Annotated in this window: 10 protein-coding genes; 6 read left to right on the top strand and 4 right to left on the bottom strand. The window is 67.4% G+C overall.

The genetic code is table 11. The features are described from left to right. Both VKN16_07965 and VKN16_07960 read left to right on the top strand, forming a co-directional pair. Positions 1–615 (top strand): family 16 glycoside hydrolase (locus VKN16_07965; GenBank protein HME94134.1); only part of this gene is annotated, 615 nt, incomplete at its 5' end. 96 nt (positions 616–711) lie between these two features. Beyond that, entirely contained in the window at positions 712–1,662 is a 951-nt protein-coding gene (locus VKN16_07960) for a DUF1259 domain-containing protein (protein ID HME94133.1), read from the top strand. 319 nt (positions 1,663–1,981) lie between these two features. Here VKN16_07960 and VKN16_07955 read toward each other — a convergent pair whose 3' ends face one another. The 4 genes from VKN16_07955 to VKN16_07940 form a co-directional block, all read right to left on the bottom strand. Beyond that, entirely contained in the window at positions 1,982–3,655 is a 1,674-nt protein-coding gene (locus VKN16_07955; GenBank protein HME94132.1) for an ATP-binding protein, read from the bottom strand. Between the two features lie 119 nt (positions 3,656–3,774). After that, entirely contained in the window at positions 3,775–4,335 is a 561-nt protein-coding gene (locus VKN16_07950) for a cupin domain-containing protein (protein HME94131.1), read from the bottom strand. Continuing rightward, complete coding sequence (locus tag VKN16_07945; protein ID HME94130.1) at positions 4,332–4,943, bottom strand: sigma-70 family RNA polymerase sigma factor; 612 nt, start codon at positions 4,941–4,943, stop codon at positions 4,332–4,334. The genes VKN16_07950 and VKN16_07945 overlap by 4 nt, the downstream gene beginning before the upstream one ends. A 573-nt stretch (positions 4,944–5,516) precedes the next feature. Beyond that, on the bottom strand, positions 5,517–7,055 hold the full coding sequence (locus VKN16_07940) for a cytochrome B6 (protein HME94129.1): 1,539 nt from the start codon (positions 7,053–7,055) through the stop codon (positions 5,517–5,519). A 227-nt stretch (positions 7,056–7,282) separates the two neighbouring features. Between VKN16_07940 and VKN16_07935 the strand changes: the two genes are divergently transcribed. The 4 genes from VKN16_07935 to VKN16_07920 form a co-directional block, all read left to right on the top strand. Continuing rightward, the gene (locus tag VKN16_07935) at positions 7,283–7,876 is read left to right on the top strand and encodes a hypothetical protein (GenBank protein ID HME94128.1); all 594 of its coding nucleotides are present in this window, start codon (positions 7,283–7,285) and stop codon (positions 7,874–7,876) included. Between the two features lie 21 nt (positions 7,877–7,897). Then, on the top strand, positions 7,898–8,452 hold the full coding sequence (locus VKN16_07930) for a DUF1003 domain-containing protein (protein ID HME94127.1): 555 nt from the start codon (positions 7,898–7,900) through the stop codon (positions 8,450–8,452). A gap of 724 nt (positions 8,453–9,176) precedes the next feature. Next, positions 9,177–10,478 carry an extracellular solute-binding protein gene (locus VKN16_07925; protein HME94126.1) on the top strand — a complete coding sequence of 434 codons (1,302 nt, stop codon included), beginning with the start codon at positions 9,177–9,179 and terminating at the stop codon, positions 10,476–10,478. Beyond that, a partial coding sequence (locus tag VKN16_07920; GenBank protein HME94125.1) for a sugar ABC transporter permease occupies positions 10,475–11,305 on the top strand: 831 nt, incomplete at its 3' end. The genes VKN16_07925 and VKN16_07920, both read left to right, overlap by 4 nt.

Raw genomic sequence — 11,305 nt, 5'->3', positions numbered from 1 at the left:
GCGGCGGCGGCCGGCTGGGTGCGGCTCCGGCCGGGCACGGCCGCCGAGGAGCTCAAGGTGCCGGACGGCGCGACCATGGAAACGTTCGATTTCGACGCGAAGGGCACTGAGGGCTGGACCACTGTAGACGGCCAGTGGGTTGTCGAGGAGATGCCGGACGCACCGAGCGGTCGCAAGGTGCTCGTTCAGCAGGCCACGAGGAACCAGTTCAACGTCGTGGTCGCGCCCGCGGGTCCGTACATCGCCGTCGACGTGTCGATGAAGTTCAAGCCGATCTCCGGCCGCGAGGACGCGTCCGGAGGCATCGTGTGCCGCTTCGATGACGGGAAGTACTACGTGGTGCGGGCGAACGCGCTCGAGTCCAACTTTCGCCTCTACTACTACGACCACGGCCGCCACCAGCTGGCGAGCGCCGGCGTGAAAGCGCCGGCCCTGGGGCGGTGGCATACGGTGCGCGTGGTTGCGATCGGAGACCGCCTGCAGGGCTGGCTCAATGGATCGCTCTATCTCGACCATCGGGATTCCCGGCTCAAGGCCGGGCGCGTGGGGCTGTGGACGAAGGCGGATTCGGTCACCGCCTTTGACGACTTGACGATTCGTGGGGTCACCGGGTAGGTCCGGCTCGGTCACATCCCGGCTGAGCGGCTGGGTCAACACGGATGTGCGAGGGGATGTCACGGTCCCGCCGGTGACGGGAGGAGGTTCCGGGTCATGCGGATGCTGAGGCGGTCAGCGGTTTGGACGTTCATGTTGGCGCTGATGGCAGCGATCGGCGCGGTCGGTTCGGCTCGCGCTGCCGATGAGGCGAGGGGACCGCAGCAATCGGACGCGAAGTGGAAGCCGGTAGAGCAGGCACTCGGCAGGGCCGGGCAAATGCAACCCGGAGGGGTATATCGCGCGGCCTTCCCGAGGACGGATCTCAAGGTGACGGTTCAGGGAGTGGAGGTGAAGCCGGGGTTCGCCCTGGGCTCGTACGCGGCGTTCAAGAGCATGGGAAGAGACGCCATGGTGATGGGCGACCTCGTGCTTTTGGACGAGGAGATCAGCGAGGTCATGCTCCGACTGCTCAACGCGGGCATTGCGGTGACAGCTCTCCACAACCACCTGAACGAGATGTCGCCGCACGTGATGTACATGCACTACGTCGGACGAGGGTCGGCTTCGCAGCTCGCGACCGCGCTGCGCGGCGCGCTGTCCGCCAGCGGCACACCGCTCGGCCCCGCGGCCGCGCCCGCTCCGGCGGCGCCCATGGGCCTCGGCATCGATCAGCAGCAGGTAGAGGCCGTGCTCGGCCGCTCTGGTCGAGTCAACAACGGTATCCTCCAGGTGAGTGTGGCGCGAGCCGAGCGCATCACCGAGGAAGGGATGGAGCTGCTGCCGGCGATGGGCGTGAGCACCGCGCTGAACTTCCAGCCGACCGGGGATGGGAAAGCGGCGATCACGGGAGACTTCGTGCTGATCGGCCGCGAGGTGAACGCGGTGGCGCGGGCGCTGCGGGTACACGGGATTCAGGTGACCGCCATCCACAACCATGCGCTGGGGGACAACCCGCGCCTGTTCTACATGCACTTCTGGGCGAACGACGACGCCGTCACGCTCGCCAAGGGGTTGAGGTCGGCTCTCGACATGACCAACAGCAAGCCGACCGAGAAGACAAAGTAGTCCCCAGACCAAGCGCCCACGGCGCTACCGGACCGCGAATACCGCAGCGCGATGCGCCTCGGGTAGCCGGGTCGTCGTCGCGGCGGGGCTCATCGGGCCGGATATGTTCGCGTGGCGGGGCATGGTGTGAACGCCTCGGTTCTCGCTCGCTCCAGCCAGTACGACACATCGCTTTGTTCGAGATAGACGTTCCCGAGCACTGGGCACAGCGCATTGCCGCCATCCTTAAGGGAACGGTGGGCGCGCCACCCTCCATGTCAAGCGCCAGCCGAGCGTGCCAACGGCCACCAGAGGCGCCTGCCGACCGGCAGGCCGACCCTCACGTCGCCGAGATGGGAAGTTCAATGTGGACCGTGAGGCCAGGGTCATCGTTGCGCGTTGCCCAGATACGACCTTTGTGCGCCTCGACGATCGAGCGGCTGATCGCCAGGCCCATGCCCAGCCCCTGGGGCTTGGTCGTGACGAATGGCTCGAAGATACCGGTCAGCTCAGATTCCGATACTCCGACTCCGGAGTCGCGGACCGTGACGATGACAAGTCCCTGCCCATCGTGATCGGTCGCAACATCCAGCGTCCGCAATCCACTCTGAACGACCGACATGGCATCACACGCGTTGAGCAACAGGTTGAGGATCACCTGCTGAAGCTGCACGGGGTCTCCCGGCACGTGTGGTAGGGCCTCGCCGAGGGCCAGGCGCAGCGAGACCTGGGCTCGCTCGAGGTCGTGGCGGATGAGCGTAGTCACTCCCGTGACCAGCTGATTGATATCAAGCAGCTTGCGTTCCGGCTCGCCCTTGCGGAGCAAGGCTCGAAGACGCTGAACCACGTCACCGGCCCTGGTGGCGTCGCGGCAGATGTCCTCGAGAATCTGCCGCAGCTCGCCGCCCGATTCGGGCGCGAGAGATCGATGCCCGGCCCGGGCGTTCATGATGACGGCGGTCAGCGGCTGAGTGACCTCATGGGCGAGCGAGGCGGTCAACTCGGCAATCGTGGTGACGCGGAGCGCGTGCGCCAGCTCCTCGCGCTGTCGCTGGGCCTCGTCCTCTGCCTGTTGCCTGAGCTCATTGCTGTGCCGCACCGCGCTGTCGGCCCGCTGATGGGCCAATACGTTCGCGAACACATCGGCGAGAAGCTGCAGTCGCGGCAACAACTCGGCCGGCCACACTCGCTCACCGCGCAGGCTGCTGAATCCCAGGGCGCCAACGATCGTCCCCTGGACGATCAAGGGGACGACCACCAGGGACCGGACGCCCGCGCGCTGGAAGCTCCGCAAGTCGATGCTTGCCTCGGCGGGAAGTGAGTCCACATGCGGCAGGTGCACCGCCTCGCCGCGAGCCAGGCGGGCTGCGATCCATGGATAGGATTCGGCCTCGAACGTCTCGGGAGCGGCGATGACGCCGCTCCGGGTCCACGCGTAGGTCGCGTGAGCGCGCCTCTTTCCTTCCGTCCACTCGCTCAGGATCGCCCGGTCGAAATTCAACTCCTCACCGACCCTCTGGAGCATGCGCTCGAGCTCGCGGCCGATTTCGCTCGTCCGATGACTCAGCAGCCTTGCCGAGAGCTCGGAGAACAATGTCTCGAATCGAAGTCGCTCGGCGAGCGCGCGTTGCGCCCGATGACGCTGTGTTCGATTCACCAACAAAGCGATGATCAGTGCGGCCTGCACCACCAGTAACGTCGCGCCGGCGATGATGTAGTGACGGTACAGCACCCAGGGTGAGTCTCGCCGGAACCGGAACTGTGCGAACGGCTCTTCCATGTCCGGCTGCGCGTAGCGCGCCATGTCGAGCGAAACCTCGTCGAGATCGACGCGCTTGCCCGGTTCCTTGGTCAGCGTGGTCTCGAACGCGGTCGAGTGGGTCGTGAACGGGGGCGAGGTGCTGCCAAACGAGTGGACCATGAGGACACGCATGCTCTCGGCGCCGGCCGCCGGGCTCGCCGTGAGCGCCAGCGGTAGGATCAGCCAGAGCGGCAGCCCCTTCCAGGCCGTCATGGCGACATGATCCCCTGAGTGTGCGGCTGACCCTGGCACACGTCGGTCATCCCGGCAAGGTTGAGACGTGGCGGGCGGGGCGTCACCTCGTCAGGTACTCGAAGGGCAGCCGGAAACGCCTAGCGAAGCACGTCCTGGCTGGAGGTGAGGAGCACGCAGGTGCAGCCGGTCTCGCTCCATACCCGCTGATCCGCGGTGCCCGCCTCGGCCCGGTTGTAGTCCCCCGGATAGAGCTTTCGGTTGTCGATCCAGAGCTCGCCATCCAGCAGGTAGAGCTCCTCGACTCCGGCGTGACTGTGGGGCGGATAGGCGGCGCCCGGAGACAGCCGGACCAGGAGGCTGACGCGCTGCTGCTCCCGGTCTCGCGCGAGCACGGTGTAGAAGATGCCCGGGCCGGCCTCGTGCCAGCCGAAGGCGGCGGGGGCGGCCATCTCGTCGCCCGCGGCCGCCCCGATTCGGCTGGCCAAGCGGCTCCACAGGTCGGGGGAAGGGCGTAGCACGTCGGTCGGCCACGCGACGAGGGCCCCGAGCACCGGCCGGAGCGTCTCCACGTCCTCCCGACATGCGGGGCACGCGCCGATGGTCGCTTCTGCTTCACGCCGCTCCTCGGCAGGCAGCGCGTGCAGCAGGGAGAGGGCGACCAGGTGCTCGTGGCTCTCGTCGTGGCGCTGGATGCTCATCGGAGCCCCTTTCCCGCGAGCACCCGCCGGAGCTTGGCCAATCCGGACCGGATTCGCGTCTTCACGGTGCCGATCGGCTCGTTCAGCCGGGATGCCGTCTCGACGTACGTCAGCTCGGAGAAGAACGCGGTTTCGATCGCGCGCCGCTCGTCGTGTGACAGCTCCGCGAGCGCGTCCCGCACCAGACTCTCCTCCTCCCGGGCCGTCGCGGTGCGATGCGGATCCGCGTCTTCGCTCCCGTCGAAGGGGTCGGCGAGCGGACCGGGAACTCGCTTCTTCCGTTGCTCGAACCGGATCCGATCGATCGCTCGTGAGCGGGCCTGGTTCATCAGCCAGCCGACGACGGATCCTCCGCCCGGAGTGTAGGTCGAAGCGCGGCGCCAGACGTCATGAAATACGTCGACGGTCAATTCTTCCGCCGTCTCTCGATTGCGAGTGATCCGCACGATGAGCGTGAACACGATCCGGTGCGTCCAGCGGTAGAGCGTGTGGAACGCGCGCTGGTCGCCTCCGGCGATCGCCTGCACGAGGAGGACCCACTCGCTCTCCGGAATGGCCTCGGGCGTCTTGGCGAACAGCAGCTCGCCGAGCCTCTTCGGTTGTTCCATGCGCGGCCACTATAGCGGCGCTGCCGGAGACCGTCAACACATGGCGAGAGGTCAGTCGGCACCATCGGGACGCTCGCGGGTCTAGCCCGAGAGACACCGCACGTGAACCCGATATCGCTCGGGCTCTGACGAACCATCATTGCGGTCAAATTCCAGCTCGAGCTCGAGCTCGCCGCGGCCGATCGCCTGATCGCAGCGGGCACACTCTCCGCCCGAGCTCGGCCCCCCCCAGATCCGATCCGGGTTGCGGCCGGGCAGCCTGCTCGCCGCGACCGTCGCCCGAGCCGGCGGCCGGTCCGATCCATTGGGGGGCGTATCGTCCATCAACCAGTAAACGACCAAACCCGCACCTCGGATTGCTCGGAATCGGACGACGCGTCGGAAGTAGCGACGGCAATCGGTAGGACCTACCGCCGACCCCGTCGAAGGGCCTGTTCGTGCGCTTGAAGGGCGGGTTCTACCACGACGGCCGGTTCGAGAGCTACGAGGCGATCGTGGCGCACTACGATCGCGTGCACCGGCTCGGCTTCTCGGCTCGAGAAGCCGCGGAGCTCGCGGGAATCGCCCTGGTCGTCACAGCACGCGCACGAAGGCCACGAGGTCGGCCTTCTCCTGCGTGGTCAGGCGCAGCCCGAGCACCAGGTTGAAGAACTCGACCGTGTCCTCGAGCGTGAGCAGCCGGCCGTCGTGCAGATAGGGCGGGCTGTCCTTGATCCCGCGCAGGGTGAACGTCTTGATGGGACCCAGGGGCGCTTCGTCCACGAACCGCTCCACCTTGAGGTCGTGCATCTGCTGGTCGAGATACGTCGGCGCGGGATGGCACGTGCCGCACTGGGCCTTGCCGAAGAACAGCTTTTCGCCGCGCTTCTCGGCGTCGGTGGCCTGGCCGGGGTCGAGCCGGCCCATCGGATCCAGCTTGGGAGCGGGCGGGAAGTCGAACATGTTCTGCATCTGGGCCATGTGGCTGACCGGGATGCGGTCCAGGATGTTCATGCCCTTCTTCACCGCGTGGATCGGGTCACCGTTGAAGTAGGCGGTGCGCTGCTCGAACTCGGTGAAATCCTCCACCGAGCGCAGGCTACGCTTGGATCCGTGGATCTGCTGGTTGTAGAGGCCGCGCAGGCTGACCGTGTCGAGCCGGAAGCGCCGCGCCTGGGGCCGGTCGTCGGGATTGAGATGGAACTGGCCGGTGGTGTGGCCGTTGATGTGGCAGTCCAGGCAGGTGACGCCCAGGCTGGGCGCCGCGCTCTTGCGATCGTCGGTGGCGTTGAACTCCTCCTGCGGGAACGGCGTCACCAGCATGCGCAGGCCGTCCAGCTGCACCGGCGTGATCAGGTCCTTGAAGAGGCGGTGGAAGTTGTTGATCGAGACGACCTCCCCGCGCGACACATCGCCCAGCTCGGGCCGGCTCTGCAGGAAGATGGCGGGCGGGAACTCGGGCAGGAAGGCCTCGGGCAGGTCGAAGTCGACGTCGAAGCGCTCGAGCCGGGGAAACATCGCGATCTGCATCGGCGGGAACACCATCCCGCCCGTCGCGTGCTTGGGATGCGGCAGGGCGGGGTACGGGAACACTTTGCGCGAGCGGATCTCGTCGGGCTTCATCGAGGCCAGGCGGTCCCACGTGAGCCCGCCGCCGAGGCGCGCCGTCGGCCCCACCGCCAGCGGCTTGCCCCGCGACATCCGGGCGGCCGGATCGAGCCGGGGCGTGAGGTCGTAGCGGCTCTGGAGGAGCTGGCGTTGCGTGTCCATGACGCCCGGCTTGGCCGCGACGTCCTCCTTCATGGTCTCGTCGAAGGTCTGCATCGGCTTCTTGGCGTTGAGCGGGTCGCGCGCGAAATCGAAGCCGAGGGCGCGTCCGCCGTCCGGCTGCGCGGGAAGTGCGGTCGATGACGGCGGCGCCGCGTCGGGGGCGAAGACACCGGACCGATCGTGGTCGGTCTGGCGCAGCTCGGGCCGCGTCGCTCCGGCCGGCCGCGGGGTCTGAGCGTCGTGGACCGCATCCGCCGGCTGCCGAGGCGGAGTTTGCCCGCGGCTCGGCTGGCTCCAGACGCCCAGCACGACGCCGCCGATCAGCAACAACGCTGCCACCATCGCCACGCGTCCTCGCCTCATCGCTGCCGTCCTTTCGAGTTCGGATCATCCCCGTCGGTAAGGATGACCGGTTAGATCGTTCCAGATACGCGCCAGTTCCGGCGGTGGCGCCGTCAGTTACGCAAGTCATGTGCCTCATCCCGGAGCGTTGGGCGGCCCGAGGCGCCGCCCCCTGATCGCCGGTACGACGCTTGCTATCAAGACCGCGGACCCGACGTCCAAGCCACCGAAAACGATTGGAGGACGAGATGAAGCGCGAACAGCTGAACGAGCTGATCTACCAGATGCTGGAGACCGAGCACGGGGGCATCCAGGTGTACGAGACCGCGCTCCGCTGCGTGCTCAACGATGAGCTGAAGGAGGAGTGGGAGGAGTACCTGGAGCAGACGAAGAACCACGAGCGCATCGTGGTGGAGCTGATGGAGAAGATGGGGCTCGATCCGGAGGAAGAGACTCCCGGCCGCGCGGTGGTGCGCCACACCGGCGAGTCCCTGGTGAAGGCGATGGAGCTGGCGCTGGCGAGCGGGCCGCCGGAGGCCGCGCAGCTCGTCGCGTGCGAGTCCGTGGTGCTCGCCGAGACCAAGGATCACCTCAACTGGGAGCTGGTCCACGAAGCTGCGGGCAAGGCGCAGGGAGAGGAGAAGAAGGCCCTGAGCGAGGCCTACGAGGACGTCGAGGAGGAGGAGGACGAGCACCTCTATCACACGACGGGCTGGTGCCGCGAGCTGTGGATCGAGTCACTGGGCCTGCCCGCGGTGCTGCCGCCTCCGGAGGAAGAGAAAGAGGTCAAGACGGCCATCGGCGCCGCGCGCGCCAAGAAGGCCCGCAAGGAGATGCTCTAGAGCGGTCCTCCTCGGGTGAGCATGCGCACGGACCGCGGCCCGACGCGGGCGACGGTCGCCCGGAATGTCGAGCAGATCGCCCGGCTCGAAGCCGGGCAGGTCCAGGCCCGATCGGTGTCGGAGCGGGTGGCCGGACTGGTCACCCGCTCCGCCGGGACCGCGGCCTGCGCCATATTCCACGCGGTCTGGTTCGCCGCGTGGATTCTCGTCAATACCGGCTTCGTCCGTCGGATCCGCCCGTTCGATCCGTTCCCGTTCAGCCTGCTCACCACCATCGTGTCTTTGGAGGCGATCTTCCTGTCGATCTGGATCCTGATCAGCCAGAATCAGATGGCACGGCAGGCCGACCGGCGCGAGCACCTGGATCTGCAGATCAACCTGCTGGCCGAGCAGGAATCGACCGCGACGCTCCGGCTCGTGCAGCGCCTCGCCGAGCACTTCCGCCTGGAGCCGGACACGCCGGATCACGCCTTGACGACCGACACCGACATCGAGCACGTGGCCGGCATGGTGGACGAGGCGCTCCCGGACCCGGGCGTGTCGTCGCCGATGCCGCCTCCCCCGATCCGCTCCTGACGCCGCGATCCTGACCGCCGCATCGGCCGGTCCGGCCGTGCGCGCTCTCGTGCTACGCTCCCGCCCCGATGCGCTCCGAATGCGACGGTCGGGGCGTCTCGCCGACCCGATGGCGCGGGCGGTGCTCTCGCTCGGCATCACCCAGATCACCGCCTGGGGAACGAGCTACTAATGCCTCGGTGTCCTCGCGGGCCCGATCAGCCAGGACACCGGCTGGAGCCATGGCTTCGTTTTTCTCGGCTTCACCGTCGCCCTGCTCGCGATGGGCCTCGTATCGAGCGCCGGCGGCCGCGTCACCGCCGTCTGTCCCTGGTCGTCGCGTTCACCCTGCTCATGGGCGCCCGCCAGGGCGTCATCACCATCGTGCGGGGCCCGGTCCCGCTGGTCATGTTCGGCGCCCGGGGCCACGGAGCGGTGCTCGGGGTCATCGCCACCCCGTCCTCGTCGTCAACGCCGCGACACCCACCGCGTTCGCCTGGATCGTCGATCGCTGGGGCTGGCCGGCCGCCCGGGTGGCCCTGCCGGCCTCCGCCGGGCGCCTGGCTCGTGATGCAGGTGATGGCGCACTGGTACGAGCGTCAGGAGCGGCGGGTCCCAGCCAACTCTTGACGATTGGCCTGATCTGGCGCACGATTCCGGCAAGCCGCGAGCCCCGGCGGGCTGATTGGCGGGGCTCGGGATCCCGTGCTGCGCCATCCACGTTCCACACACAGGGGGATATTGCATGGCACAACCCGCACCGCCGAAGGCGTCCCGCCGTGACTTCCTGAAGCTTGCCGCCGGGGCCGCCACCGTGGCGACCGGACCGTTCATCTCCCGCCACGCCCAGGCCAAGCCGACGACCATCACGTTCGCGCGCGAGAGCTCGTACGTGAAGAACTTCGACGAGCACTTCCAGAAGGTGCTGATCCCGGCCTATCAGAAGTCCACCGGCATCAAGATCGAGTACCAGATCCAGGCCGCCGGCGGCGGCGCGGTGCCGCAGCTGGTCTCGATGGTCGAGAACAAGTCCGGTGCGGACCTGGCCTGGGTGCAGCAGGAGTGGCTCTACCGCGACGCGCTGGTGGACGTCAGCGACATCGCCGACGCGGTGGGCAAGGAGCAGGGGGGCTGGTACGACGAGATCAAGGCCCTGTCCGTCGACAACGGCAAGTGGAAGTCGGTGCCGCAGGCCAACATCGGCCAGGTGATGGTCTACCGCAAGGACTGGTTCGACGAGGCCGGGATCAAGAAGTTCCCCGACACCTGGGACGAGTTCCTCGAGGCCGGCATCAAGCTCAAGGCGAAGGGGCATCCCTTCGGCATGTCGATGGGCCACGGCTTCGCCGACAACTACTCGTGGCTCTACCCGCTGCTGTGGTCCTACGGCGTGACGGTCATGGACAAGACCGGCAAGAAGGTCGCGCTCGACAGCAGCGAGACCGCGAAGGCGGTCGACTTCGTGCGTCGGCTCTACAAGGAAGCCTGCATCGAGGACTGCGTGGGCTGGCTCGACCCGCACAACAACAAGGCCTTCCTCACCAGCCAGATCTCGTGCACCAACAACGCCTACTCCATCATGGTGTCGGCCAAGCGCGACCTGCCCGAGATGGGCAAGGTGATCGACCACGCGCTCAATCCCAAGGGCCCGACCGGGCAGCGCTATCACTCGCTGGTGCCGGTGACCCACGGCGTGTTCGCCTACGGGCCGGACCCGCAGGCGGCCAAGGATTTCCTGCGCTGGATCATGGATCCCAAGCAGTACCGCCCGTGGATCTCCTCGGGCGACATGTACTTCGCCCCATACCTGCACGCGTTCGACAAGTTCCCGGACTGGGACATCGAGCCCCGCGTGAAGCCGTTCCAGAAGGTGCTGGAGACCGGCAAGCTCACCTCGTGGCCGGCGCCGGCCAATCGGGCCCACGGCGCGGTGGTCAACCGCTGGGTGGTGATCGACATGTTCTCCAAGGCGTGCACCGGCGCGCCGACCAAGTCGGTCATCGCGGAGGCGGTCGGACAGCTCAAGCAGATCTACGGAGTGGCATGAGTCGAATCTTCGAGGCATCGGGGGCGCCCACCCTGGAGGTGGGCGCCCACGGGCCCGTCGGGCTCGGGCGGCTCCGCGCCTTCGTGGAGCGGGAGCAGGTCTACAGCTGGCTGATGCTGACGCCGCCCGTGCTCTTCCTCCTGGCCTTCCTCGGGTATCCCTTCTTCTACGGCGTCTATCTCAGCTTCTTCCATCGGGAAGTCGCGGGGGCCGCGTCGTTCGTGGGCCTCCGGAATTTCGTGACCCTCGCGAACGATCCGATCTTCTGGCAATCGGTCGGCAACACCGTGAAGTTCACCGCGGCGGCCACCGTGCTGAAGGCGGTGGGCGGGCTCTGCATGGCCCTGGTGATGAACCAGAACTTCCGCATGAAGGCCTTCAGCCGGGCCATGCTCCTGCTGCCGTTCATCGTGCCGACCGTGCTCAGCACGGTGGCGTGGCAGTGGATCCTCGACCCCGGCATGGGCCTGTTCAACCGCCTGCTGGTGGTGAGCGGACTGGCCAATCCGGGGCCGTCGTGGCTCGGCTCGCCGACGCTGGCCATGATCTCGATCATCATGGTCAATACCTGGCGCGGCCTGCCCTTCTTCGGCATCTCGATCCTGGCCGGGCTGCAGACGATCCCCATCGAGCTGCACGAGTCGGCGACCATCGACGGCGCGGGCACCTGGGGCCGCTTCCGCTACGTCACGCTGCCGTCGCTGCTGCCGGTGCTGTTCATCGTGACCACGTTCTCGATCATCATCACCTTCTTCGACTTCCAGCTCGTCTATGTGCTCACCGGCGGCGGCCCCGCCAATTCCACGCACCTCATGGCCACCTACGCC

Source organism: Candidatus Methylomirabilota bacterium (assembly GCA_035315345.1).
Classification (GTDB): Bacteria; Methylomirabilota; Methylomirabilia; order Rokubacteriales; family CSP1-6; genus CAMLFJ01.
This window is presented reverse-complemented; position numbering and strand designations above follow the sequence as displayed.

Excerpts from the sequence above, each read along its gene's own strand:
- VKN16_07925 (HME94126.1), top strand. The coding sequence starts at position 9,177 with ATGGCACAACCCGCACCGCCGAAGGCGTCCCGCCGTGACTTCCTGAAG.
- VKN16_07945 (HME94130.1), bottom strand. The coding sequence starts at position 4,943 with ATGGAACAACCGAAGAGGCTCGGCGAGCTGCTGTTCGCCAAGACGCCC.
- VKN16_07935 (HME94128.1), top strand. The coding sequence starts at position 7,283 with ATGAAGCGCGAACAGCTGAACGAGCTGATCTACCAGATGCTGGAGACC.
- VKN16_07950 (HME94131.1), bottom strand. The coding sequence starts at position 4,335 with ATGAGCATCCAGCGCCACGACGAGAGCCACGAGCACCTGGTCGCCCTC.
- VKN16_07940 (HME94129.1), bottom strand. The coding sequence starts at position 7,055 with ATGAGGCGAGGACGCGTGGCGATGGTGGCAGCGTTGTTGCTGATCGGC.
- VKN16_07960 (HME94133.1), top strand. The coding sequence starts at position 712 with ATGCGGATGCTGAGGCGGTCAGCGGTTTGGACGTTCATGTTGGCGCTG.
- VKN16_07930 (HME94127.1), top strand. The coding sequence starts at position 7,898 with ATGCGCACGGACCGCGGCCCGACGCGGGCGACGGTCGCCCGGAATGTC.
- VKN16_07955 (HME94132.1), bottom strand. The coding sequence starts at position 3,655 with ATGACGGCCTGGAAGGGGCTGCCGCTCTGGCTGATCCTACCGCTGGCG.